At 70.3% G+C, this 23,557-nt stretch carries 22 protein-coding genes; 16 read left to right on the top strand and 6 right to left on the bottom strand.

What is annotated here, in order from left to right; all coding sequences use genetic code 11:
- Window positions 1–63: 63 nt before the first annotated feature.
- The 9 genes from ACQP2T_RS19460 to ACQP2T_RS19420 all read left to right on the top strand — a co-directional run bounded on the left by ACQP2T_RS19460 (window position 64) and on the right by ACQP2T_RS19420 (window position 9,820).
- Window positions 64–1,176, top strand: coding sequence for a ferritin-like domain-containing protein (locus tag ACQP2T_RS19460; protein ID WP_357941351.1), 1,113 nt, complete (start codon window positions 64–66; stop codon window positions 1,174–1,176).
- A gap of 39 nt (window positions 1,177–1,215) precedes the next feature.
- Complete coding sequence (locus ACQP2T_RS19455) at window positions 1,216–2,484, top strand: NAD(P)/FAD-dependent oxidoreductase (RefSeq protein WP_433517517.1); 1,269 nt, start codon at window positions 1,216–1,218, stop codon at window positions 2,482–2,484.
- Between the two features lie 156 nt (window positions 2,485–2,640).
- Window positions 2,641–3,783: a DegT/DnrJ/EryC1/StrS family aminotransferase gene (locus ACQP2T_RS19450; RefSeq protein WP_433517516.1), complete on the top strand. Its 1,143-nt coding sequence runs from the start codon at window positions 2,641–2,643 to the stop codon at window positions 3,781–3,783.
- 159 nt (window positions 3,784–3,942) lie between these two features.
- Entirely contained in the window at window positions 3,943–4,782 is an 840-nt protein-coding gene (locus ACQP2T_RS19445) for an STAS domain-containing protein (protein ID WP_433517515.1), read from the top strand.
- Window positions 4,782–5,147: an STAS domain-containing protein gene (locus ACQP2T_RS19440; RefSeq protein WP_433517514.1), complete on the top strand. Its 366-nt coding sequence runs from the start codon at window positions 4,782–4,784 to the stop codon at window positions 5,145–5,147. Before ACQP2T_RS19445 ends, ACQP2T_RS19440 begins: the two co-directional genes overlap by 1 nt.
- A complete protein-coding gene (locus tag ACQP2T_RS19435; protein ID WP_393463626.1) occupies window positions 5,144–5,545 on the top strand; it encodes an anti-sigma regulatory factor in 402 nt (133 codons plus the stop codon). Before ACQP2T_RS19440 ends, ACQP2T_RS19435 begins: the two co-directional genes overlap by 4 nt.
- A 1-nt stretch (window position 5,546) precedes the next feature.
- Window positions 5,547–6,572 carry an ATP-binding SpoIIE family protein phosphatase gene (locus ACQP2T_RS19430; RefSeq protein WP_433517513.1) on the top strand — a complete coding sequence of 342 codons (1,026 nt, stop codon included), beginning with the start codon at window positions 5,547–5,549 and terminating at the stop codon, window positions 6,570–6,572.
- Window positions 6,559–8,223 (top strand): ATP-binding protein, encoded by a 1,665-nt coding sequence (locus ACQP2T_RS19425; RefSeq protein WP_433517512.1) that lies wholly within the window; start codon window positions 6,559–6,561, stop codon window positions 8,221–8,223. The genes ACQP2T_RS19430 and ACQP2T_RS19425 overlap by 14 nt, the downstream gene beginning before the upstream one ends.
- Complete coding sequence (locus ACQP2T_RS19420) at window positions 8,216–9,820, top strand: SpoIIE family protein phosphatase (protein WP_433517511.1); 1,605 nt, start codon at window positions 8,216–8,218, stop codon at window positions 9,818–9,820. The genes ACQP2T_RS19425 and ACQP2T_RS19420 overlap by 8 nt, the downstream gene beginning before the upstream one ends.
- 64 nt (window positions 9,821–9,884) lie before the next feature.
- On the opposite strand, the gene ACQP2T_RS19415 is transcribed toward ACQP2T_RS19420, so the two are convergent.
- On the bottom strand, window positions 9,885–10,802 hold the full coding sequence (locus ACQP2T_RS19415; RefSeq protein ID WP_433517510.1) for a TetR/AcrR family transcriptional regulator: 918 nt from the start codon (window positions 10,800–10,802) through the stop codon (window positions 9,885–9,887).
- A 66-nt stretch (window positions 10,803–10,868) separates the two neighbouring features.
- On the opposite strand from ACQP2T_RS19415, the gene ACQP2T_RS19410 reads away from it, so the two are divergent.
- A complete protein-coding gene (locus ACQP2T_RS19410) occupies window positions 10,869–12,815 on the top strand; it encodes a right-handed parallel beta-helix repeat-containing protein (RefSeq protein WP_433517509.1) in 1,947 nt (648 codons plus the stop codon).
- 33 nt (window positions 12,816–12,848) lie between these two features.
- On the opposite strand, the gene ACQP2T_RS19405 is transcribed toward ACQP2T_RS19410, so the two are convergent.
- Window positions 12,849–13,673 carry a DUF1206 domain-containing protein gene (locus tag ACQP2T_RS19405; protein ID WP_433517508.1) on the bottom strand — a complete coding sequence of 275 codons (825 nt, stop codon included), beginning with the start codon at window positions 13,671–13,673 and terminating at the stop codon, window positions 12,849–12,851.
- A gap of 134 nt (window positions 13,674–13,807) precedes the next feature.
- Here ACQP2T_RS19405 and ACQP2T_RS19400 point away from each other — a divergent pair, with 134 nt between their 5' ends.
- The 3 genes from ACQP2T_RS19400 to ACQP2T_RS19390 are packed head-to-tail and all read left to right on the top strand — an operon-like array spanning window position 13,808 to window position 15,859.
- Window positions 13,808–13,981, top strand: coding sequence for a hypothetical protein (locus tag ACQP2T_RS19400; protein ID WP_357941329.1), 174 nt, complete (start codon window positions 13,808–13,810; stop codon window positions 13,979–13,981).
- A gap of 28 nt (window positions 13,982–14,009) precedes the next feature.
- Window positions 14,010–15,137, top strand: coding sequence for a sensor histidine kinase (locus tag ACQP2T_RS19395; RefSeq protein WP_433517507.1), 1,128 nt, complete (start codon window positions 14,010–14,012; stop codon window positions 15,135–15,137).
- Window positions 15,134–15,859 carry a response regulator gene (locus ACQP2T_RS19390; RefSeq protein WP_433517506.1) on the top strand — a complete coding sequence of 242 codons (726 nt, stop codon included), beginning with the start codon at window positions 15,134–15,136 and terminating at the stop codon, window positions 15,857–15,859. The genes ACQP2T_RS19395 and ACQP2T_RS19390 overlap by 4 nt, the downstream gene beginning before the upstream one ends.
- A gap of 59 nt (window positions 15,860–15,918) precedes the next feature.
- Here ACQP2T_RS19390 and ACQP2T_RS19385 read toward each other — a convergent pair whose 3' ends face one another.
- Together ACQP2T_RS19385 and ACQP2T_RS19380 are read right to left on the bottom strand one after the other, a co-directional pair.
- Window positions 15,919–16,782 (bottom strand): hypothetical protein, encoded by an 864-nt coding sequence (locus ACQP2T_RS19385; RefSeq protein ID WP_433517505.1) that lies wholly within the window; start codon window positions 16,780–16,782, stop codon window positions 15,919–15,921.
- Window positions 16,694–17,554: a GNAT family N-acetyltransferase gene (locus tag ACQP2T_RS19380; protein WP_433517504.1), complete on the bottom strand. Its 861-nt coding sequence runs from the start codon at window positions 17,552–17,554 to the stop codon at window positions 16,694–16,696. The genes ACQP2T_RS19385 and ACQP2T_RS19380 overlap by 89 nt, the downstream gene beginning before the upstream one ends.
- 261 nt (window positions 17,555–17,815) lie before the next feature.
- Between ACQP2T_RS19380 and ACQP2T_RS19375 the strand changes: the two genes are divergently transcribed.
- Window positions 17,816–19,537: an ABC transporter ATP-binding protein gene (locus tag ACQP2T_RS19375; RefSeq protein WP_433517503.1), complete on the top strand. Its 1,722-nt coding sequence runs from the start codon at window positions 17,816–17,818 to the stop codon at window positions 19,535–19,537.
- Window positions 19,534–21,375 carry an ABC transporter ATP-binding protein gene (locus ACQP2T_RS19370; protein WP_433517502.1) on the top strand — a complete coding sequence of 614 codons (1,842 nt, stop codon included), beginning with the start codon at window positions 19,534–19,536 and terminating at the stop codon, window positions 21,373–21,375. The genes ACQP2T_RS19375 and ACQP2T_RS19370 overlap by 4 nt, the downstream gene beginning before the upstream one ends.
- A 42-nt stretch (window positions 21,376–21,417) precedes the next feature.
- On the opposite strand, the gene ACQP2T_RS19365 is transcribed toward ACQP2T_RS19370, so the two are convergent.
- Window positions 21,418–21,852, bottom strand: coding sequence for a hypothetical protein (locus ACQP2T_RS19365; protein ID WP_433517501.1), 435 nt, complete (start codon window positions 21,850–21,852; stop codon window positions 21,418–21,420).
- A gap of 114 nt (window positions 21,853–21,966) precedes the next feature.
- A complete protein-coding gene (locus ACQP2T_RS19360; RefSeq protein ID WP_225289464.1) occupies window positions 21,967–22,275 on the bottom strand; it encodes a hypothetical protein in 309 nt (102 codons plus the stop codon).
- An 82-nt stretch (window positions 22,276–22,357) separates the two neighbouring features.
- Here ACQP2T_RS19360 and ACQP2T_RS19355 point away from each other — a divergent pair, with 82 nt between their 5' ends.
- On the top strand, window positions 22,358–23,470 hold the full coding sequence (locus ACQP2T_RS19355) for a CapA family protein (RefSeq protein WP_433517500.1): 1,113 nt from the start codon (window positions 22,358–22,360) through the stop codon (window positions 23,468–23,470).
- Window positions 23,471–23,557 lie beyond the last annotated feature (87 nt).

Here is a 23,557-nt window from a genome sequence, read left to right as displayed (position 1 = left end):
CGCCGTACGTGCAAGCCTCGACAGTGGACGTACGGTGTACGTAGCCCCCCTGCGGAGGACCCCATGTCGACGCACGATCTCTACACCATCCCGGCCGAGCTCTCCACGTGGGACGTGGAGATGTCCGGTGCCAGCAGGTTTACGTGGGAGTACGACGACGGCAGGGATCGGATGCTGGCCCTGTACCAAAAGGGCAAGGACAAACAGTGGGACTCCACCAAGCGCATCGACTGGGATCTCGAGGTCGACCCGTACAACGTGCTCGGCATTCCGGACCAGACGATCGCCATCTACGACACGCCGCTCTGGCACCGGATGGACGAGAAGCAGCGCCAGGACGTCCGCCTGCACGGGGCGGCCTGGCAGTTCTCGCAGTTCCTGCACGGTGAGCAGGGCGCGATGATCTGCTCGGCCAAGATCGTGGAGTCGGTCCCGGACCTCGACTCCAAGTTCTACGCCGCCACCCAGACCATGGACGAGGCCCGGCACGCCGAGACGTACGCCCGCTTCCTCCAGGAGAAGGTGGGCCTGGCGTACCCCATCAACGAGCACCTGAAGTCGCTGCTCGACTCGACGCTCAGCGACTCGCGGTGGGACATGCCCTATCTGGGGATGCAGGTGCTGATCGAGGGCCTGGCGCTGGCGGCGTTCGGCGTCATGCGCGACATCACCACCAAGCCGCTGCCCAAGCAGATCCTCGCGTACGTCATGCAGGACGAGGCCAGGCACGTGGCGTTCGGCCGGATGGCGTTGCGCGACTTCTACGGGAACTTAACCGAGGCCGAGCGGCGCGAGCGCGAGGACTTCGTCATCGAGGGCTGCTACCTGATGCGCGACCGGCTCAGGGGCCGGGAGACCTGGGAGAACCTGGGCCTGTCGAAGGCGGAGGTCGAAGAGGCCGAGGTGGCCACGGAGCACTCGGAGTATCTGCGGCTGTTCCGGTCGCTGCTGTTCAGCCGGATCGTGCCGTGCGTGAAGGACATCGGGCTGTGGAGCCCGCGGTTGCAGCAGGCGTACGCGGACATGGGCGTGCTGGAAATGGCGGGCCAGTCGCTCGACGCGCTGATGCGGCAGGACGAGGACATCGCCGACAAACTCGACGAGGCCCGCTTCGCCGAGGAGGAGGCCGAGCGGCACGCCGAGGTCGCCGAGACCATCGAGATGGGCGCCAACTGAGAATGGTTTAAGAGTTGCCTCCTGTGCCATATGCACCCTATGAGCATCCGCCGGAGGGGGCATCTCGCCATGGTCCAGGAACCAGCACGGTCCGCCAGGCCGCATGTCGTCGTCGTGGGCGCGGGCTTCGCCGGGCTGAACGCCACCAGGGTGCTGGCCCGCGGCGGCGCGCGCGTCACGCTCGTCGACCGCCACCCCTACTCCACCTTCCAGCCGCTGCTCTACCAGGTGGCGACGGCCGGGCTCGCCGCCGGGGACATCACCTACCCGACGCGGGCGTTCGCCGCGAAATATCGGCGGGCGCGGGCCCGGCGGGGCGCGCTGACGAAGCTGCACCCGGCCGAGCGGCGGGTGGAGTTCGACGACGGCACCTCACTCGACTACGACTACCTCGTGCTCACCACCGGCGTGACCACCAACTGGTACGGCATCGAGGGCGCGCGGGAGAACGGCTACCCGATCTATTCGGTCCAGGACTCGATCGTGCTGCGCAAACGGCTGCAAAGCCTCTTGCAGCAGGTCGCGGAGGGTAAGCGCGAGAGCGCGCACGCCGTGGTGGTCGGCGCGGGCGCGACCGGGGTGGAGATCGCGGGCACGATGGCCGAGCTGCGCCAGCGGACGCTCCCGGTGACCTATCCGGAGATCAAACCCGATCAGACGAGTGTCACCCTGGTCGAGCGCTTCGATTACGTGCTCTCGCCGTACAAGCCGCGCCTGCGTGACGCGGCCGCGAACGCGCTGCGCAAGCGCGGCGTGCACCTGCGGCTCGGCAGCACGGTGGCCTCGGTCGAGCCCGACGCGGTCGTGCTGAGCGACGGCACCCGGCTGCCGAGCGACGTCACCGTGTGGGCGCTGGGCGTCGCCGCGCCCGCCGAGGTCTCGAACCTGGGCCTGAAGCAGGGCAAGGGCGGCCGGATCGAGGTCACCCAGGCGCTCAACGTCGCGGCGTACCCGGAGATCTTCGTCGCCGGCGACCTGGCCGGGCCGCCCAACCCGCTGCCGCAGCTGGCCCAGCCCGCCATCCAGATGGGCGAGCACGCGGGCAGGCAGATCCTGGCAATGGCCCATGGCCGTCCCGCGGCGCCCTTCTCCTACAGCGATCCCGGCATCATGGCCACGGTCGGCCGGGGCTCGGCCGTGCTGCAGTTGTCCAACGGCATGACCATGCACGGCCCGCTCGCCTGGCTGGCCTGGATCGGGCTGCACCTGACCTACCTGCTGGGCGGGCGCAACCGGGTGAGCGTCCTGGTCAGCTTCTTGGCGCGGTACGCGGGGCCGCGCCGCAGCGCGGCCACCGTCGTCGAATAGCGGATATCACTTCGTTACGCCCGTTAAGCCCTATCGAGGCTCTGCTGCTATAAATCTGCAAAGTGATCAAGATCAGGGAGGGGATTACTTGGACCGGTCCTTCCTGTACGGTCTGGCCGAACGGATGCTGAAACGCCCCGTCCGGCGAGGTCTCCGATGAGCCCGCTGGAAGACCTCATGCGGCACCGGGTCGGCCAGGACTGCCTGCATGTGCCGTCGGCCCGGTTCGGCCTGCTGCTGGCGTTACGCCACTGGTTCGACCCCGGTGACCGGGTGCTGATCGCGCCCACCACCTCCGAGGCCGTGCTGTTCATGGTGCTGGCCGCCGACCTGGAGCCGGTGATGGCGCCGGTGTCGTGGCGCGACGGCAACATCGACGCGCCGCGCGTCAACTGGAGCGGCCTGGCCGGCGTCATCACTACTCACCTGTACGGCCAGCCGGACCAGATCAGGGATCTGATCACGCAGTGCGAGCGGCGCGGCCTGGTCCTCATCGACGACGCCGCCCACGCCCTCCAGACGATGGTCGGCGGGCGCCTGGCCGGCACGTTCGGCCAGGCCGGCGTGTACAGCCTGGCCAAGCACGGCCGGGCGTCCGGCGGCTTCCTGACCACGCCCAACCCCGGCGCGCTGGCGGCGCTGGCCGAGGCCAGAGACGCGCTGCTGCTGTCCGGCGAGCCGCGCGACCAACTGGAGGCCGTGGTGCAGCCGATGCTCCGCGAGACCCTCCACCGCACCGGCACGGTCCGGCTGATGTGGCACCTGTCGCGGCGGCTCGGGATCGTCAAGTGGAGCGGGCACCGCCCCGCGCCCCATGAGGACGCCCTCATGGCCGTCAAGGGAAACCTGACGGCCATGGACCCGTGGCTGGGGATCGACCACGACGGCTGGCGGATGCGCCCGGGCCCCGCGCTCTGCCGCTACCAGCGCGCCCGCCTGCGGGCGATCGACCGCGAGCGGGAGCACCGCCTGGCCGGGGTCGAGGTGCTGCGCCGGACCCCGTGGGTGGCGGCGGGCGTCCGCGAATCCCCCGTACGTCCGCTCCTGCGGGTGCCGCTGCTGGTCGAGAGCCGCGACGAGATCGTCGCCGGGCTGGAGCGGCTCGGCGTGGTGCCCGGTTTCGTCTATGATCCGCCGCTGGACGACTATCTGCCGATGATCCAGCAGGGGCCCACACCCGAGATCGCCCGCTGGTGGACCGGCCACGTGCTGCCGGTGGATCCGCTCGACGCCCCGCGCATGGTACGGCTGCTGACCAGGCTGGGTGCCCGCCCGGCGGAGGGCGCCGGATTCGCCTGATCGGCCGTGGATCACTATCTCGCAAAGCAGGACTTATCCCTCTATATCGTCAGATAAGGTCGTTCAACGCATGAAGCGGGCTATCTCGCTAACCGCCCGCCGAAGCGGAACAGTGTCGTTAGCATCCCCGGCAATGCCGGTGAAACTTCCCTCCCAGGAGTGACCTTGACCGTCGATGCCGATGTCGCCAGGCGACGTATCGAAGAGCTGCTCCGCGAGAACGAGACACAGATCCTGCACCGGTGGACGCTGATCTCCAAGGCGTCGAGCGAGGAGCTGAACGACATCTACCGGGCGCTGCTCGCCTCCCTCGAAAACGGTGGCGACCTCGCCGACATGCGCGGCCTGCTCGCCGAGTTGTCACGTTCCCGCGCCCGCCAGGGCTACACCCCCGCGGACACCGCCAGGGCCGTCTTCGGCCTGAAGGAGGCGATGTACGAGGCCGTCGAGAGCGACGGCGGCGCCGAGGCGCTGCGCGGCTTCATCTGGTTCTCCAGGCTCATCGACGACCTCGGCCTGTTCACCTTCGAGACGTACTCGACGGCCCGCGAGCGGATCATCCTCGACCAGGCCGAGCAGCTGCTGGAGCTGTCCACGCCGGTCGTCAAGCTGTGGGAGGGCATCGTGGCGGTGCCCCTGGTCGGCACGCTCGACTCCGCCAGGACCCAGGTCGTGATGGAGAAGCTGCTGCAGACGCTGGTCGACACGGGCGCCGAGCACGCGGTGATCGACATCACCGGCGTCCCGGCCGTCGACACCCAGGTCGCCCAGCACCTGCTGAAGGCCGTCGTCGCCGCCCGCCTGATGGGCGCCGAGTGCGTCATCTCCGGCATCCGCCCGCAGATCGCGCACACCATCGTCACGCTCGGCATCGAGTTCGGCGACATCGTGACCAAGGCCTCGCTGGCCGACGCGCTGGCCCACGCGCTCAGGCGCAGCGGCATCGAGGTGATCGCGCCGAAGGCGACCCGCCTCGCGGTGCGGACGGAGAACGTCTGATGGACCGGGTGCCCATTCTCAAGCTCGGCGACATCCTGATCATCTCCATCCAGATCGATCTGGACGACCAGAGCGTGCTCGCCCTTCAGGAGGACCTGGCCGACGCCGTGGTGGCCCACGGAGCACGCGGGGTCATCATCGACATCACCGCGGTGGAGATCGTCGACTCCTTCATCGGCAGGATGCTGGCCACCATCGCCGCCACGTCGCGGTTGCTCGACGCCCAGACCGTGGTCGTCGGCATGCGGCCGGCCGTCGCGATCACCCTGGTCGAGCTCGGCCTGTCGCTGGGCGGCGTACGTACCGCACTCAACCTGGAGAAGGGAATCGCGCTGCTCGACCATGTGAGAGGCGCGACGTCGTGACCGGCGGCTGGGAACTGCCCATCGCCAGCAACTCCGACGTCGTCATGGTCCGCCAGCGGGTCCGGAGCGTCGCGGTCGAGGTGGGACTGTCCCTCATCGACCAGACCAAGGTGGTGACCGCGGCCAGCGAGCTGGCCCGCAACGCACTGGTGTACGGCGGCGGCGGCCTGGCTCGCATCGAGATCGTCGAGAACGGGACGCGCCGCGGCCTTAAACTCACCTTCAGCGACGAGGGGCCGGGGATTCCCGACATCGAGCAGGCACTCACCGACGGCTGGACCACCGGCACCGGGCTGGGGCTGGGCCTGAGCGGATCCCGACGGCTGGTCGACGAGTTCGACCTGGTCTCGGCTCCCGGAAAGGGCACGACGGCGACGGTGACGAAATGGGCTCGATGACATGGTGCCGGTGAGCTACACGCGTGACGACACCTGGGTGCGAGCGGACAACTCCAGCGCGGTGGGCACCGTACGCCGGATGGCCGTCGAACTCGCCGAGTCCGCCGGGTTCGACGGCGAGCGTACGGGGCAGACGGCGGTCGCGGTCACCGAGGCCGTCTCCAACCTGGTCAAGCACGCGGTGGAGGGCGTCGTCATGGTCCGTTCCCAGCCCGGGGACCCCGCCGTCGTGGAGCTGATCGCCATCGACAAGGGGCCGGGCATGCCCGACATCGCCCGCGCCCTGCGCGACGGCTACTCCACCTCCGGCACCCTCGGCATCGGGATGGGGGCGATGGCCCGCATCTCCTCCTGGTACGACGTCCATTCCCTGCCCGGCAAGGGCACCGTACTGGTCATGCGCTTCGCCGCCACCGCCGCGCCCACCTCGGCGCCGTACGCCAGCGGCCTGACGCGCCCCATCGGCGAGGAGACGGTCTGCGGCGACTCCTTCGCGATCGCCGCCACAGGCGACGGCGCCACGGCCGAGACGACGATCCTGCTGTGCGACGGCCTGGGCCACGGCGAGCTGGCCGCCCAGGCGTCCAGGACGGCGGTGGAGCTGTTCCTGCGGACGGCGGGCGAGGAGCCGCTGGCGACACTCGAACGCCTGCATCGGGGCCTCGCCCACACCCGGGGAGGCGCGGTCGCGGTGGCCCGCGTCAGGGCCACCACCGTCTCCTACGCCGGGCTGGGCAACATCTCCGGCTGGATCGCCGGCGCCGACGGCCGCCGGGGGATGATCTCGGTGCCCGGCATCGCCGGACACCAGGCGCGGCAGCTGCGCCAGTACGAGTTCGAGCTGCCCGAGCACGCCACCGTGGTGCTGCACTCCGACGGTCTGACCGAGCGGTGGGACCCCGCCGCCATGCCGGGCCTGTTCGCCCGCTCCCCCGCGGTCATCGCCGCCGGGCTGCTGCGCGAGGCGGGCAGCCGCCGGGACGACGCCTGCGTGGTGACCGTGAGGCCCGGCGATGACCGCGACTGAGCTGGCCAGGGCCGCGCTCGAACACGACCATGACGTCTTCGTGGTGCGCCGCCTGGGCAAGGCCGTCGCCGAGCTGGCCGGTCTGGAGGCGCAGGACCAGGTCAGGGTGGCGACCGCGCTGAGCGAGGTCTGCCGGGAACTCCTCGGCACCGGGGCGGCCGTCGTCTTCTCGCTCGATGAAGGGAAACTGCTCATCACCATGGATCACGCAATGGGCGCGAATTTCGCCCGATCCGAGGGGCTGGCGCTGGCCGGCCGCCTGGTCGACGTGGTCACCCTCGACGCCGAACACGGTCGCGTCACCATAGCCAAGCGGCTGCCTCCCCACTCCCCGCGGCTCCCGATCGACGAGATCCGCGAGCGCCTGGCCGGGATGGCACCGGTCAGCGCCCTGGACGAGCTGCGCCAGCAGAACAAGGAGCTTGCCGCGACCCTGGAGGACGTCCTGCGGCTCAACGCCGAGCTGCAGGAGACCAACACCGGGGTCATGGCCCTGTACAACCAGCTGTCGGCCGAGCTGGAGGAGACCAACCGCGGCGTGGTCGCCCTGTACGGGGAGCTGGACGAGAAGTCCTCCCAGCTCCGCGAGGCGGCCGAGGCCAGGAACCGATTCTGGGCGACGGTCAGCCACGAGCTGCGTACCCCGCTCAACTCCATCATCGGCCTGGTCAGGCTGATGATCGGGCCCGGCAGCGAGCCGCTCAGCGAGGAGCAGTCACGTCAGGTGCGCTTCATCGGCGGCTCGGCGGAGACGCTGCTGGAGCAGGTCGGCGAGCTGCTCGACATGGCCAAGGCCGAGTCCGGGCGGCTCGACCCCCAGTCGTCGGTCGTCCACCTGCCCACGCTGGCCGAGCACCTGCGCCTGACGATGCAGCCCACCAGCGGGCCCGGCGACGTCACGCTGCGCGTCGACGTCGCGCCCGAGGTCAGCGACGTCTACACCGACGAGGGGATGCTGGTCCGCGTCCTGCGCAACCTGCTGTCCAACGCCCTGAAGTTCACCCAGGAGGGCGAGGTACGGCTGAGCGCGCACGCCGACGCGGCCACCGGCGAGGTGGTCATCACGGTCACCGACACGGGCATCGGCATCCCCCGGGAGTATCTGGCGACCGTGTTCGAGGAGTTCTTCCAGGTGCCGGGCGCGCTCCAGGTCAGGGTCAAGGGCACCGGGCTCGGCCTGCCGTACGCCCGCCGGCTCACCGAGGCGCTGGGCGGCACGCTGGAGCTGGCGAGCGACGTCGGGCGGGGCACCACGGTGACGATGCGGCTGCCGTACCACGACGGCACGCCCGAGATCGCGCGGGTGCTGGTCGCCGACGACGACGAGGCGTTCCGCGCCGCCGCCCGCAGGATGCTGTACGGCTTCGCCGTCGAGGTGGAGGAGGCGGCGGACGGAGTCGCCGCGCTGGAGATGATGACCGCGCGCCCGCCGGATGTGATCCTGCTGGACATGCTGATGCCGCGGCTGGACGGCACCGCGCTGCTGCAGCGCATGGCCGAGGACCAGGCCCTGGCGCGGGTCGGTGTGGTGGTGGTGACGATCAGGCCCGACGCCGCGCCGTCCGGCCACCCGGTGCTGTCCAAGCAGGGGCTGCGCCGCGACCAGCTGCTCCAGGCCATCCGGGGCGCGGCGGGGACGGATCATGACTGAGCACGCGGCCGGAACGGTGCTCGAGCCCGCCGGCGGCGCCGCGACGGTGCTGGTGGTCGACGACACGCCGACCAAGCGCTACATCCTGTCGAGCTGGCTGCGCAGGGCGGGCCACATCGTGGTCGAGGCGGCCGGCGGCGAGGAGGCGCTGGCCATGCTCGCCGTGAACCGCCCCGACCTGGTCGTGCTCGACGTACGGCTGCCCGACATCGGCGGCTTCGAGGTGTGCGAGCGGATCAAGGCGAACCCGGCGACGACCTCGATCCCCGTCATCCAGGTGTCGGGTAACGCCATCACCTCGGCCGACCGTACGGAAGGGCTCGAACGCGGCGCCGACGCCTACCTGTCGGAGCCGATCGAGCCGGCCGAGTTCGCCGCGACGGTCGAGGCGACGCTGCGCTACTACCGCGCCCGGCGGCGGGCGGAGCTGATGGCCGAGCGCCTGGCCAAGCTGGCCGACGTCACGCTGCGGATGAACGGGGCCGACTCCTTCGACCGGCTGCTGACCGTGGCCGTGGAGGGCACGGTCGACGTGCTGGGCCGCTACGCGGGCGCGCTGGCGCTGCCGCCCGACGGCCGGATGCGCCGCTTCCGCGCCCGGCCCGGCGAGACGGCCAGCAGCAGGTCCGCCGCTCCCCAGCTGCTGGATCGGCTCAGCGCGATGTCGCTGGGCGAGCCGGCGGGCGCCAAGATCTTCACGGTGGAGGCGGCCGAGTGGCTCACGTTGGTGAGCGACGTACAGCTCAACGCGCCGGTGACGGGCGTGCTGTGCCGTACGAAGAGGGGCCAGCCGCCCGTCTACCTGGGGCTGGAGGCCGACCCTCCGCTGGACGCCGACGAGCTGAACGTGCTGAGGCAGCTCGGCCAAGGGCTGGCGCTGGCCGTCGACGCGCTGCGCGTCTACACCGAGGAACACACGATCTCCCTGACCCTGCAGCGCAGCCTCCTGCCGACGCGCATCCCTGAGGTGCCGGGGCTGAAGGTGACCTTCCGCTACCAGCCGGCCGTGGACAACATCGAGGTCGGCGGCGACTTCTACGAGGTGCTGCGGGTCGGCGACCGGGTGCTGGTGGCGATCGGCGACGTGGCCGGCCACTCGCTGCACGCGGCGACCATCATGGCCGAGCTGCGACACGCGCTGCGTGCCTCGCTGATCGACTCGGTCGACCTGAGCGCCTCGATGGACCTGCTCAACAAGGTCCTGCGCCGCTATCACTCCGGCATGACGGCCACCGTCTGCCTGCTGCTCATCGACCCGGAGACCGGCGAGGTCGAGCTGGCCAACGCCGGGCACATCCCGCCGATGCTGGCCGGACCCAGCGCCCACTACCTGGGGCTGGGCAACCTGCTGCTGGGCGTGGCACACGAGGACTACAAGGTGAACCGGCTGGAGCTGCCCGCGGGCGCCACGATGCTGCTGTTCACCGACGGGCTGGTGGAGGACCGCGGCATCCTGCTCGACGACAGCCTGGAGCAGGCCAGGCAGGTGGCCGAGACGGTCGAGGACGATCTGGAGGAGTTCTGCGACCGGCTGCTGGGCGCGTTCGGGGCGCGGGAGGACGACGTGGCCATCGTGGCGATCCGCCGCGGGGCCTGACGGCGCGAGGGCCTGGTTATTTGCCCAATGCCCCGGCTGGTCCTTTGGCTGGCACAAGCGATGGTCAGCCGGATTTGCGCTTGCGGTAGGCGCGCTGCTGGCAGGCCCGGGAGCAGTACGCGCGCGGACGTCCCGACGCGGCTCGCTCAACCGGCGCACCACAAATCTGGCAGGTTTCATCACGCGTTTCATCACGCCTTTGGACCAACATCTCGATGCCGTCCAGCACCCGGCGCAGGCCGAACTCGAACGGGTCCTCCGGCTCGTCGTAGCCGCCCTCCTCCCACAGGCGCGTGAGAGTCGGGTAGCGCTCAAGACGCGCGTAGAGCGTGTCGCGGGAGCCCCACCACTCCTCCTCGCTCACCCCGCTGAGCCGCTCGGTCCGCGCCACCTCCGCCAGCCGCAGTGCCTCGGAGTCGACGAACCGGGCGACGAGCCCGACGACGGCGATCATCTCGGCCGGCGTGAGACCGGTGCCCGAGACGGCGCTCAGCATGTACTCGTAGTGGGCGACGGCGTTGGGTCCCGGCACGCGGCGGGTGCCCCGCACCTCGGCCAGCCAGGGATGCCGTTCTCGCACCCGCCACCCTTCACGCGCACACGCCTCCAACCGCGCCCGCCACCCACCGGCCTCCTCGGCGCCCTCGCCGCGTTCCTGGCCGCCCGCCTCTTCGGCGCCCGCGTCCTGTTCCCGGCCGCCCCTCTCGGTGGACACCGCGCCCGGTGAGCCCATGACGGCGTCGCGCATGAGATCGAGCAGGTGATCGCGGCCAGGCACGTGACGATAGAGCGACATCGTGGTGAACCCGAGCCGGTCCGCGACCTTGCGCATCGACAGCCCTTCGAGCCCCTCGGCGTCCGCCAGCTCGATCGCCGTCCGGACGATCCGGCCCAGGCTCAGCCCTGGTCGCGGCTCGATGTCGCCCTCTCGCCACAGCAGTTCGACCCCGTCGTCGGGATCTCCCGCGCCACCTCTCGTCATGGACACCTCCCTTGTTTATGGTGTAATACCTCGTGTACACCATAAACTGCAAAGAGGTGGTACATCATGACCGAGTTCCACGTCGATCCCTCGGGCGACGACTCCTGGCCCGGCACCGCGGAGCGCCCGTTCGCCAGCCTGCACCGCGCCCGCGACGCCGTACGAGACCTCGTACGGGAGGATCCCGCCGGGACCGCGACCGGGGACCCCGCACGAACCACGACCGGAGACGTCACGCGTGACCCCGCCGGGACCGCGACCGGAGACGTCGCGCGAGACCCCGCCGGGGCTGTAACCGGGGACATCGTCGTCCAGTTGCGGGCCGGCACCCACGTGCTCACCGCGCCGTTCGAGCTCACCGAGGCCGACTCCGGCCGTGACGGTCACCGGATCGTCTACCAGGCCCACGGCTACGGAAGCGCCGACCAGGAGGAGGTCGTCGTCAGCGGCGGTCGCGAGATCACCGGCTGGCGGATCGAGGACGGCGTGTGGCTGGCCGACGTGGGTGACCTGGACACGCGCCAGCTGTACGTGGACGGCCGCCGGGTCGAACGCGCCGCCATAGACGGTCTGCCGGGCACCGTGACCATGACGGAGACCGGCTACGAGAGCGACAGCGCGGCACCGCGAACCTGGCACAACCCCGCCGACGTCGAGTTCGTCTACCGCGGCGTCTACCCATGGACCGAGGCCCGCTGCGGCGTCGCCGCGATCACCACCGGGCCAGACGGTGATGTCACTGCTGGGACGGACAGTGACGCGACCGCCGGAGCCACCACCGAGACGAGCGACGCCACCACTGGGACGGACGGTGGCGGGGCGAGCGTGATCACCATGGCTCAGCCCGGCTTCGGGTGGGCCCTCGACCTCTACAACTCCGCGTGGGAAGGCCACATCAACCGCGGCCCCGGCCTGCCCACCCGGGTCGAGAACGACGTCACCTTCCTCACCGAGCCCGGCACCTTCGTCCTGGACCGCTCGCGGCCCGGTCACCACGTCCTCCGCTACCTTCCCCTTCCGGAAGAGGCGCCGGACCGTACGCGCGTGGTCGCCCCGGTTCTCGAGACGCTGCTGCGGGCCACCGGCACGAGCGGGGTGTCCTTCCGCGGCCTGGTCTTCGCCGACGCCACCTGGCTGCGGCCCGGCCGTGCGGAGGGCTTCCTGCACTACCACGGCAGCGGCTACTACGAGGGCGGCCCCGTCGACAAGGTGGAGCTCGTCGAGGGGCAGGCCTGGGTGACGGTGCCGCGCGAGTCGGCCAGGATCCCCGCGTGCGTGGTGATCGAGGACGGTGTACGCGTGGCGGTCGAGAACTGCCGTTTCACCCGCATGGGCGCCGCCGGCCTGGAGCTGACCGGCGGCGCGGACGTCAGCGTGCGCGGGTGCGACTTCGACACGCTCTCGGCCGGCGCCGTCTCCGTCACCGGCGCCGTGAACCCCCTGGTCGAGGACAACTGGATCCATCACACCGGCCTGGAGTTCACCGGCTCCCCTGGCATCGCGGTGCTGGGCACCAAGGGCTGCACGGTCGCCCACAACCAGGTCGAGGAGGTGCCCCACTGCGGCATCGTGGCCGGGCCCGCCGAGGGCACCCGCATCCTGCGTAACCTCACCGTCGGCACCATGGGGGTACTGGCCGACGGCGGCGGCGTCTACCTGTCGGGGCCGCAGGGCGACTCGCACGACAACGGCGCGGTGATCCGCGGCAACGTCATCAAGGACACGCGCACGCCGTACAACTTCGCTCTCTACACCGACTACGGCGCCGCCTGGGTGACAGTGGCGGAGAACGTGGTCGCGCGCGCCGACAACACCTCGGTCCTGCAGGTGTCGCCGCCGCTGGAGAATGTCGTCTACCGGGGCAACTTCTGGGACGCCGACCCGGTCGGGGTGGACGACGTGCCGGCGGGCGTCACGTACGAGGACAACACCACGCTCCCCGATGAGGAGAAGCTGGCCGCCGCCACAGCCGCCATCCAACGGGAGGCCGGCCTGCTCCACCCCCGCCTCTGATGACCATAGGCATGTGAACGCTGGACGCGGGCGTCAGCGGACGCGGCGCCAGCGTGACTCGCCGAAGCAGTAGCCCGCGAACAGCACCAGCCCCATGGCGACCACCACGAGCAGCCAGGGTCCCACGGGCGTCGCGGCGAAGGCTCTGAGCGTCGCGTCCAGCCCGCCCACCTTGTCCGGGTCGTACGTGATCGCCGCCTCGACGACGAAGACCCCGGCCAGGCCGGCGATGACCCCGCGGGCGACGTACCCGGCGAACCCGAGCTTGTCCATCGCCGAGCGGGCCCGCGGGGACATCTGGCCGAGGTTCAGCTCGTCCCGGAACCTCTTGGTGACGCCCTGGTGCCCCCAGCGGACGCCGAGCGCGACGAGGCCCAGCCCGATCGCGCCCACGATGAACGGCCCGCCCGGCAGGCCGAGCAGCGCCTCCGTCGCGTCCCGCGACTTCTCGTCGTCAGAGGTGGCCTTCCCGGCTCGCAGCACGCTCAGCAAGGTGCCGCAGATCAGCGCGTACACGGCGGTCCGGCCGACCGTTTCCAGCCGGTCCGCCACGCCGAGCCCGCCGAACAGCGCCTCCGACAACTGCCAGAGCGTCAGCGCGACGAACCCCGCCACCATCACCCACAACACCACCTCCCCGAACGGCAACCGCGCCACGGTCGAGATCGCACCCGCCTTGTCCGCCTCCCGACCCCCTCCTCCGCCGAGCGCGATCCGCACGGCCAGCACCCCGATCAGCGCGTACAGCACTCCCCGGCAGGCCAGCCCGATCCTGGCGAGCCGGTTCAGCGCCGGATGCGCGGCCGCTTTCCTGGCGGCGGCCCGAGCCTGCCGCCCCGCCTTCTCCGTCGCGGTCACCGTCTCCTCCTTAACGCAGGAGCCTGCCAAGTGCCCTGACGGCGGCCGTCTAGGCGCTCCACCCCACTTCTCCACCCGTATCTCCACCATCTGACGGTGCCGCTCCACCCGCCCCGATCCGTAGTTTCGCGGTCATGGACAGAAACGAACTGCTCAGGTTCGCGGCCGACAAAGCGCAGGAATCGCTCAAGGGAGGCAAGATGCACGGCAAGACGTGGGTCGGGATCGCGGTGGTCGCCGGTGTGGTGCTGGTGGGGTTCATCGCCTACCGGCTGCTTCTCATCGAGCTCATCACCCGCCTGCGCTGACCAGCCCGTACCTGGTGGAATCAAGCGCATGGAACAGAAGCGGTCGCTGCCGGACACCATCGCGCCGGGCTGGCTGGTGGTGCAGGTGTTCGGCACGCTGTTCGTCATCATCACCCTGGTCACCGCGCGGGAGAGCGCGCTGTGGATCTGGGCGCTGTACGGGGTCAGCGCCGCGTGCTGGCTGCTGTTCGTGGCGCTCGACCGGTCGCGGCCCCGGCTCACGGCCGGGCTGCTGGGCGCGGCGACGCTGCTGCCCGCCGTGGCGCTCGGGGCCGCCGAGGACAGTACGGCGCTGCTCCTCACGGCGATCATCCTCGGCCGGTTCGCCGCGCTCGCCACCCCGTCCGTGGCCGCCATCGTGGGCGTCGGCGCGGGCACGATGGCGCTGGCCGTACTGACTTGGCCGATCTCCGGGGAAACACCCGTCGGCGCGTTCGGGCAGGCGCTGCTGCTGCTGGCGATCACGCTGGTCGGCGTCAATCACCGACAGCACGCCGTACGGCGGGAGCAGGCCGAACGGCTCCTGGAGCAGACCCGGCTCGCGCAGGCGGAGCAGGCGCGAGCCGCCGCGCTGGACGAGCGCACCAGGATCGCCCGAGAGATCCACGACGTGCTCGCGCACTCGCTGGGCGCGCTGGGCGTGCAGCTGGAGCTGGCCGAGGCCCTGCTCGCGGAGAAGAACGACGTGGCCGCCGCGCTGGCGACGGTGCGGCGCTCGCGCGGCCTGGCCGCGGACGGTCTGGCGGAGGCCCGCGCCGCGGTGGCCGCGCTGCGCCAGGACATCCCCTCGCTGGCCGACGCGCTCGCCACGCTGGCCGAGGTGCACCGGCGCGACCACCGGTCGCCGGTGGACTTCCGCGCGGACGGGATCCCGCGTGGCCTGTCGTCGGCGGCCACCGTCTCACTGGTCGGGACCGCGAGGGAGGCGCTGACGAACGCGGCCAAGCACGCGCCGGACGCGCCCGTGTCGATGAGGCTCGACTTCACCGCCGATGTGGTGCGATTGCGGGTACGCAACCCGCTGCCCGCCGAGATCCGGTCGGAGGGCGGGTTCGGACTGACGGGCATGCGCGAACGACTCGCACTGGCCGGCGGCACACTCGACTCCGGCTACGAAGAAGGGACCTGGCAGGTGACCGCGGAGGTGCCGGAGTGAGCAGAGCGGTGAACGCGGGGACGGCCGATCGTGGAGGTGCGGAAGTGATCAGGGTGGTCGTGGTGGACGACCAGCAGGTCATGCGCGAGGGTCTGGCCGCCCTGCTCGGCCTGGTCGAGGACATCGAGGTCCTGGGTACGGCCGGCGACGGCCGCCAGGCCCTCGACCTGCTGGCCGCCAACGCCGCGGCCGTCGCGAACGGCACGGACGGCGCCCACCCCGCGGACGTCGTACTGATGGACCTGAGGATGCCCGTGATGGACGGCGTGGAGGCGACCGGCCGGATCGTCGGCGAGCATCCCGGCATAGCCGTCATCGTGCTCACCACCTACACCGACGACGAGTCGATCGCCGGCGCGCTCCGGGCGGGCGCGCGCGGCTACCTGACCAAGGACGCGGGCCGCGCCGAGATCGCGGCGGCGCTGCGCTCGGCCGTCGCGGGCCAGTCGACTTTCGCCGCCCAGGTGTCGGACCGGCTGGTGGAGGCGATGCACCGCGCGCCGCGCCCCAGAGCCCGGCAACTGCCCGACGGCCTGACCGCCCGCGAGGCAGAGGTGCTCGGCCTGATCGCGAACGGCCTGAGCAACCCGGAGATCGCCGAGGCGTTGTTCATCGGCGAGGCCACGGTCAAGACGCACATCAACAACACGTTCACCAAGATCGGCGTCCGCAACCGCGTCGAGGCCACCCACTACGCGACCCGCCACGGGTTAACCGGCTGAGCAGGCACACACCCGTAGCCGCCCGCGTGCTCCTTCCGCGAGCCAGACGAGCAGGTGCCTCACGTCGGGCGATCGACGTCGCCCTCCTCTAGGATCTTGGCGGCGGCGGACGGATCCATGAGCGTGGACCAGACCTGCTCAGCTCCGTAAAGGGGACGATTCGGAAGCCTGTCTTCGAACCCCCAGGAGTCGCGGTCGCAGCCGGGTACGCGGGCCAGGATCACCGCGACGATGTCGTCGGCGGCGCTCCCGACGATCCGTACTGCGACATAGGTGGCGTATCCGTCCTCCGCGCGGACCTGGATACCCAAGACGAAGGTCTGCATGTCGGCGACATGCTCATGCCCGTCACGCAGTGAATCGCGCACCAAGTCACAGACGATCGTGTTCAGGCGACGGCGCAGCCGGGTGGCCGCCTCCAACTGGTATCGCTCATAGTCATCTCTATTTGGCAGCAGCCACCGGACGTAGGAGGAAGAGGAGAGGGGTTTGGTGTGCGCGGCGTTGTAGCGGGCGCGAGCAGCCACGGCGTCCTTCTCCAGCGCGACGTAGAAATCGTCGCCGGCCCCCTCTTCCCGCAACCCTGCGGCGATCAACCAGGGCAGGGTCTGCTCGGTCCAGACCGCACCGCGCCACCGCTGTATTTTGACCTTGAGGAGGATCTCATCATCGATCGCCCGAATCCGCTCATGCCGGGTGCCTTCATCAGCGAACTGCTCGTTCGCCTTGGCGAGGGGAGGATGGTCGATCTCGTCGAGCGGGTCATTGATGGGGGCAGAGGGATCGTGAGATCCTCGCGAAGCGCGCGGATCGTCGGGCGCACCCGCTTCATAGTCAGGAGTGCAGGAGGCGGCTTCTGGTGGTTTCGTGGAAGCCGAGGCCGCGATACAGCCGCGCCGGGACCGGGTAGGCGTCGTCTCCACGAGGCCCCACCACGGCCTGCGTCGCGCCCGCGCTCCGGGCCGCGTGCAGGGCCGCCAGGCAGACCGCGCGGGCGAGGCCGCGGCGCCGGTGGTCCGGGACGGTGCCGACCGGTTCTATCTCCGCCGCCTGCCGGGCCGGGTCCAGCCAGATCAGGCAGTACGCGGCCACCTCCCCATCGGGTGCCTCGGCGATCCAGTCCAGGTCCGCCCGGTACGGCCAGGCGCCCCGTACGACCCGGTAGCTCTCCTCCGTCACCCGCGAGGGGTGGAAGGCGGCCCGATGCGCGGCGACGCGGCCGGGCACGTCGGCCTCGCCCACCGTCCTGAGCCGGTAGCCGGGCGACGGCTCGGGATCGGCGAGGTCGCGCAGGTCGTGGGTCATGTTGACGAAGAAGGGCCCGTCACCGGAGTCCCGGTAACCGTGCCTGGCCAGCGCGGGCAAAAGGTGGGCCTCGGATTCGAGCACCGTTACCGTCCGCCGTACGCCGGATGTCGTCGCGGCGAACCAGTCCAGCACCTCGTCAACGAGACCGCTCCCGTCGTACGCGGGATCGACCGCCAGGTTGAGATGGTCGGGCAGCTCGATCCAGCCCCAGGCCACGACCCGCTCCCCCGCCCGCCACAGCCGCGTCGGCCACTCCGGCTCCCTGCCGGTGTGCTGGAAGCGGCCCCAGGCCAGATCGCCGACGTGCCAGCGGGCGGCCGGCGACCACAGGCGGCTGCTCAGCTCCTGCATCGCCCGCAGATCCGTCTCGCCCGCATAATCGCTCACCGAAGTTTTCACGCGGGGCAGTCAACTCCATCGGCGCCTCGCGCCGCATCCGGATATATCACCCCACGGGTCTCAGGCCAGGGCGCTCAATGGGCTGGGCGGATGCAAAACTGTTCCACTTTGGCCGCAGTGAGCAGGCGGTGGGCGCCAGAAAATCGGTTGATCCAACGTATTAGCCTGGATGGGATGCCTCCCGATACGCGTTCTCCTCGCCGCCCCCTGCCCATCTTCACCTCACTCTCCTCCAATGCCCTGTGGCGGATGAAGCCCTATCTCCGCCCCTATGTCGCCAGGTTGGTCTTCATCTGGCTGGCCGCGATCATCGGCATCGGGGCGAGCATCGCCCTGCCTCTCGTCGGTAAGGAGGTCGTCGACGGGCCCGTGCTCCGCGGCGACTCCGGCGCCCTGCTCCCCCTGGGCCTCGTCGCCCTGGGCGTGGGCGTGCTCGAAGCGTTCCTGATCTTCTTCAGGCGCTGGACGCAGACCGGCCCGGTCCTCGGGCTGGAGACCCAGATCCGTGACGACCTCTACGCGCACCTGCAGCGCCTGCCGATGGGCTTCCACGGCGACTGGCAGTCGGGCCAGCTGCTGTCGCGGGCCACCACCGACCTGTCGACGATCCGCCGCTTCCTCGGCTTCGGCATGCTCTTCCTGGTCATGAACATCCTGCAGCTGACCACCGTGACGGTGCTGCTGCTGAACATGTACTGGCCGCTCGGGCTGCTGGTGGCCGCCTCGGCGGTGCCGATCATCCTGGTGTCGCTGAGCTTCGAGAAGAAGTACATCAGGATCTCCCGCCAGGTGCAGGACGAGCAGGGCGACCTCGCCACGGTCGTCGAGGAGTCGGCGATCGGCATCCGGACGATCAAGGCGTTCGGCCGCCGTCACCACGTGTTCGACCAGTTCGACGACTCGGCGCGCAAGGTCTACGGCACCTCGATGGACAAGGTGCGGCTGTCGGCCCGCTTCTTCACCTTCCTCGAGGTGATCCCCAACTTCACCCTCGCCCTGGTCCTGCTGCTCGGCGCGCTGGCCGTAGGCGGCGGCTCGCTGACACTGGGCACGCTGGTCGCCTTCACCACGCTGATGCTGCAGCTGGTCTGGCCGGTCGCCAGCCTCGGCTACATCCTGGCGATGGCCCAGGAGGCGATGACCTCCGCCGACCGGGTCATGGAGGTCATGGACACGGTCCCGGCCATCGAGGGCGGTTCCGGGTCGATCGAGCGGCCGCGCGGCCACCTGCGCTTCGAGGGGGTGGAGTTCCGCTTCCCCGACTCCGACCAGCCGGTGCTGCGTGATGTGTGGCTAGAGGTACGCCCAGGCGAGACGGTGGCCATCGTCGGCGCCACCGGCTCGGGCAAGACGACGATGACCTCGCTCGTACCCCGGCTCATCGACCCCACCGCCGGCCGGGTGACGATCGACGGCCACGACGTACGCGACCTGTCGCTGCCCGCGTTGCGCGAGGTGGTGGCCACGGCGTTCGAGGAGCCGACACTGTTCTCGATGAGCGTGCGCGAGAACCTCACGCTCGGCCGCCAGGACGCCACCGAGGAGGAGCTCGACGAGGCCATCCGCACCGCCCAGGCCATGTTCGTGTACGACCTGCCGTGGGGCCTCGACACCCGGATCGGCGAGCAGGGCATGTCCCTGTCCGGTGGCCAGCGGCAGCGCCTCGCCCTGGCGCGGGCCGTGCTGAGCAGGCCACGGATCCTGGTCCTCGACGACACGCTGTCCGCGCTCGACGTCGAGACGGAGGCGCTGGTGGAGGAGGCGCTGCGCCACGTGCTGCGCGAGGCGACCGGCATCGTGGTCGCCCACCGAGCCTCCACGGTCCTGCTGGCCGACAAGGTGGCGCTGCTCAGAGACGGCACGATCACGCACGTCGGACGGCATCACGACCTGCTGGACGAGGTGCCCGAATACCGCGAGCTGCTCGCCCAGGACGCCGACTTCGACCCCTCGGAAGGAGCCCTCCGATGACGACCACCACGACGACGTCGAGCGCGGCCGACTGGCGGGGCGTCGCCTCCGAGAACCAGGACGACCTGTCCGAGACGGTGACGGTCTTACTTCGGGAGCGCTCCCGAAGGCTGCTCGGCGACCTGCTCACGCCGCACCGCAAGGCGATCGCGCTGCTCACCGGGATCATCATCGTGTCCAACCTGGCGGGCCTGGCGATCCCCTACCTGGTGAAGGTGGGCATCGACGCGGGCATCCCGCCGATGCTCAAGGGCACCGGCCCCGGCACGCTGCTGACCGTCGTCGGCGTCATCCTGGCGGCGGCGGTGACGCAGGCCCTCACCCGGCAGGTGTTCCTGCAGATGGCGGGCCGCATCGGCCAGAACATCCTGCTGGAGCTGCGCAGGCGGGTCTTCGACCACTTCCAGCGGCTGTCGCTGAGCTTCCACGAGAAGTACACCTCCGGCCGCGTCATCTCCCGTCTCACCTCCGACATCGACGCCATCGCCGAGCTGCTGCAGTCCGGCTTCGACGGCCTGGTCACCGCGGTGCTCACCATGTTCGGCACGGCCGCGCTGCTGCTGGTGCTCGACGTCCACCTGGGCCTGGTGGCGCTGATCCCGCTGCCGTTGCTGCTGCTGTTCACCCGGTGGTTCCGGCGCCAGTCGGCGATCGTCTACCGGCGTACCAGGGAGACGGTGGCGCTGGTCATCGTGCACTTCGTGGAGTCGATGACCGGCATCCGCGCCGTGCAGGCCTTCCGCCGGGAGCCGCGCAACCAGGAGATCTTCAAGCAGCTCAACGACGACTACCGCGGCGCCAACGCCAGCAGCATGCACCTCATCGCGGTGTTCATGCCGGGCATCAAACTGATCGGCAACGTGACCGTCGCGGTCGTGCTGGTCTACGGCGGCTGGCTGGCGCTCCACGGCGAGGTCACGGTCGGTGTGCTGGCGGCCTTCCTGCTCTACCTGCGCCAGTTCTACGAGCCGATGCAGGAGATCAGCCAGTTCTACAACACGCTCCAGTCGGCGGGCGCCGCCCTGGAGAAGCTGTCGGGCGTACTGGAGGAGGAGCCGGCCGTACCGGAGCCGCGCGAGCCGGCGGCGCTGCCCAAGGCGCGCGGCAAGGTCAGGTTCGAGGGCGTCAGGTTCGCCTACGTCGAGGACCGGCCCATCCTGCCGGGGCTGGACCTGACGATTCCGGCGGGGCAGAGCGTCGCGCTGGTCGGCTCGACGGGCGCGGGCAAGACGACGCTGGCCAAGCTGATCTCCCGCTTCTACGACCCGACCGCGGGCCGTGTCCTGCTCGACGGCGTCGATCTGCGTACGCTCGACGAGCCCACGCTGCGCAAGGCCGTGGTCATGGTCACGCAGGAGAACTTCCTGTTCAGCGGTACGGTCGCCGACAACATCAGGTTCGGCCGCCCCGGCGCGTCCGACCGTGAGATACGCGAGGCCGCCAAGGCGATCGGCGCGCACGAGTTCATCTCGGCCCTGCCCAGCGGCTACGACACCGAGGTGGGCAAGCGGGGCGGGCGCATGTCGGCCGGTCAGCGTCAGCTGGTGGCCTTCGCCAGGGCGTTCCTGGCCGATCCGGCGGTGCTCATCCTCGACGAGGCGACCTCCAGCCTCGACGTGCCGAGCGAGCGGCTGGTGCAGCGGGCGCTGCGCACGATCCTCGCCGACCGCACGGCGCTGATCATCGCCCACCGACTGTCGACCGTGGAGATCGCCGACCGGGTGCTGGTCATGGAGGGTGGCGAGATCGTCGAGGACGGCCCGCCGGACCGCCTCATCGCCGCATCCGGCCGCTTCGCCGGCCTGCACCAGGCCTGGCTGGACAGCCTCAGCAGCTGACGGCAGGACAGCGGGGTGCCGTGCACCCCGCTGTCCTTGTCGTCAGTGCGGGTGCACCACGCGCGTCATGTTCTCGTACAGCTCGTAGCCGACGAACAACGCCACGGGCAGCCCGACCGCCAGCAGGAGCCGTCCGGGGAGGGGTGCCCGTACCATGGGCACCCGCCTCGCCGCCGCAGCGGACCCGGCGGCCACGGCGGGCGCCTCCACCATGGGCTCCGGCACCGGCACCGGCACCAGCTCGGGGTGACGTGACAGATATCCCGTCGGGAACGACGTGACGTGGTACGCCCCGCAGCCCGGACAGGACATGCCTGACCAGGGCGGTTGCACGGTCACGCCGGCCCGCAGCCAGATCGTCACCTCGTTGCCGTAGTCGTCCATGAGATGCCTGACGACGTACTCCTCTTCCCAGACATGTAAACAGCGCATGCACTCGAAAGGCCATGTCTCCTGGGTGTTGAACCCATCCCGCACCAGGACCACCCCCGGTCACGTACCGCCATCCGATTAGAGTGTCCACCCCGCCCCGTCACCCGACAAGGCGGCACTATGACACTCAGGGCTATGAAATGCTCACCTACTGTCAGGTTAGAGAGGGTAAACCCGTCTCTGGACCGGACTGAGGAGCGGTGTCGCGTCGGGCGTAACCGGCTCGGCCGGCGGCCTCAGCTCTGGATGCCGGCTGAGATAGCCCTCCGGGAACATGGTCGCCTGCTGGCAGCCGCAGTTGGGACAGATGGCGCCCGACGAAGGCGGTGGGACCGGCACACCGGAGCGCAACCAGATCTCGCGCTCGTTGCCGTGACGATCGTCGAAGCGCCTGACGAGGTATTCCTCTTCCCACACATGCCAGCACCCGCGGCACTCGAATGGCAGGATCTTGAGCTCTTCTTCCATGAGTCACCCCCTTCTTCGAGTGTCGTCCTATTTGTCGCGAACTGGCAACCGCCCCCAATGACAGTCGCCATACCATGGAGGCATGGGCGCTGACCTGGTGACCCTGTGCCTCTGCGGCGACGTGATGCTCGGCCGAGGGGTGGACCAGGTCCTGCCGCATCCCGGTGATCCCGCCCTGCGCGAGCCGCACATCGACGACGCGCGCGTCTACGTCGAGCTCGCCGAGGCGGCCAACGGACCGATTCCGCGCCCCGTCGGCTTCTCCTGGCCCTGGGGCGACGCGCTGTCGATCCTCGACGCGCACGCGCGGGCCGTCCGGGTGGTCAACCTGGAGACGACGGTGACCACGAGCGGCGCGTACGCTCCGGGCAAGGCCATCCACTACCGGATGAACCCCGCCAACCTTCCCTGCCTGGCCGTGGCGCGGCCGGACGTCTGCGCGCTGGCGAACAACCACCTGCTGGACTTCGGACGCGACGGGCTCGCCGAGACGCTCGACGCGCTGGCCGCCGCCGGGCTCGCGACCGCCGGGGCGGGCAGGGACCTGGACGAGGCGCGCCGTCCGGTGGCCGTGCCTTTGCCAGGAGGGCGGCGCGTGCTGGTGTTCTCGTTCGGCATGCCGTCCAGCGGTGTGCCACCGGACTGGGCGGCGACCGCGGACCGCTCCGGTGTCGACTACGTGCCGGAGCCGTCGCCGGCCGCCGCGGCCGACATCACCGAACGGGTACGGCGGGCCAAGCGGCCGGGGGATATCGCGGTGGCCTCCATCCACTGGGGCTCCAACTGGGGGTATTGGGTCTCCCGGGAGCAGGTCGAGTTCGCGCACGCGCTCATCGAAGGCGGCGTCGACGTGGTGCACGGGCACTCCTCGCACCATCCGCGCCCGATCGAGATCTACCGCGGCCACCTGGTCCTGTACGGCTGCGGCGACATGATCGACGACTACGAGGGGATCGGCGGCTACGAGGAGTACCGCGGCGACCTGCGATTGCTCTACCTCGTCTCGCTCGATCCGGACTCCGGACGGCTTGCCGCCCTGCGCATGGCACCGCTGCGGGTCCGGCACATACGGCTCCGCCACGCCGCGCCCGACGACGCCGAGTGGCTGCGCGTGACCCTCGACAGGGCCGGGCGCGGTTTCGGGGGACGGATCCGCAGCGAGCCCGGCGGCATGCTCACCTTGGTGGCGGACTGAGCATGGCCGGTTGGTGACGGCCCGAGTATGGCCGCCTGAGCGTGGCCGGCGCCCGGTGGTTTGGCGCCTCGGCGGTGATCCATTGGG

Source organism: Nonomuraea sp. CA-143628 (assembly GCF_050942315.1).
Taxonomy (GTDB): Bacteria; Actinomycetota; Actinomycetes; order Streptosporangiales; family Streptosporangiaceae; genus Nonomuraea.
The sequence above is the reverse complement of the archived record's forward strand: the minus strand, read 5'-3'. Positions and strand labels throughout refer to the sequence as shown.

Coding starts and splice junctions, on each gene's coding strand:
- ACQP2T_RS19460 (WP_357941351.1), top strand. CDS start 64: ATGTCGACGCACGATCTCTACACCATCCCGGCCGAGCTCTCCACGTGG.
- ACQP2T_RS19455 (WP_433517517.1), top strand. CDS start 1,216: ATGAGCATCCGCCGGAGGGGGCATCTCGCCATGGTCCAGGAACCAGCA.
- ACQP2T_RS19450 (WP_433517516.1), top strand. CDS start 2,641: ATGAGCCCGCTGGAAGACCTCATGCGGCACCGGGTCGGCCAGGACTGC.
- ACQP2T_RS19440 (WP_433517514.1), top strand. CDS start 4,782: ATGGACCGGGTGCCCATTCTCAAGCTCGGCGACATCCTGATCATCTCC.
- ACQP2T_RS19430 (WP_433517513.1), top strand. CDS start 5,547: ATGGTGCCGGTGAGCTACACGCGTGACGACACCTGGGTGCGAGCGGAC.
- ACQP2T_RS19425 (WP_433517512.1), top strand. CDS start 6,559: ATGACCGCGACTGAGCTGGCCAGGGCCGCGCTCGAACACGACCATGAC.
- ACQP2T_RS19420 (WP_433517511.1), top strand. CDS start 8,216: ATGACTGAGCACGCGGCCGGAACGGTGCTCGAGCCCGCCGGCGGCGCC.
- ACQP2T_RS19415 (WP_433517510.1), bottom strand. CDS start 10,802: ATGACGAGAGGTGGCGCGGGAGATCCCGACGACGGGGTCGAACTGCTG.
- ACQP2T_RS19410 (WP_433517509.1), top strand. CDS start 10,869: ATGACCGAGTTCCACGTCGATCCCTCGGGCGACGACTCCTGGCCCGGC.
- ACQP2T_RS19400 (WP_357941329.1), top strand. CDS start 13,808: ATGGACAGAAACGAACTGCTCAGGTTCGCGGCCGACAAAGCGCAGGAA.
- ACQP2T_RS19395 (WP_433517507.1), top strand. CDS start 14,010: ATGGAACAGAAGCGGTCGCTGCCGGACACCATCGCGCCGGGCTGGCTG.
- ACQP2T_RS19375 (WP_433517503.1), top strand. CDS start 17,816: ATGAAGCCCTATCTCCGCCCCTATGTCGCCAGGTTGGTCTTCATCTGG.
- ACQP2T_RS19370 (WP_433517502.1), top strand. CDS start 19,534: ATGACGACCACCACGACGACGTCGAGCGCGGCCGACTGGCGGGGCGTC.
- ACQP2T_RS19360 (WP_225289464.1), bottom strand. CDS start 22,275: ATGGAAGAAGAGCTCAAGATCCTGCCATTCGAGTGCCGCGGGTGCTGG.
- ACQP2T_RS19355 (WP_433517500.1), top strand. CDS start 22,358: ATGGGCGCTGACCTGGTGACCCTGTGCCTCTGCGGCGACGTGATGCTC.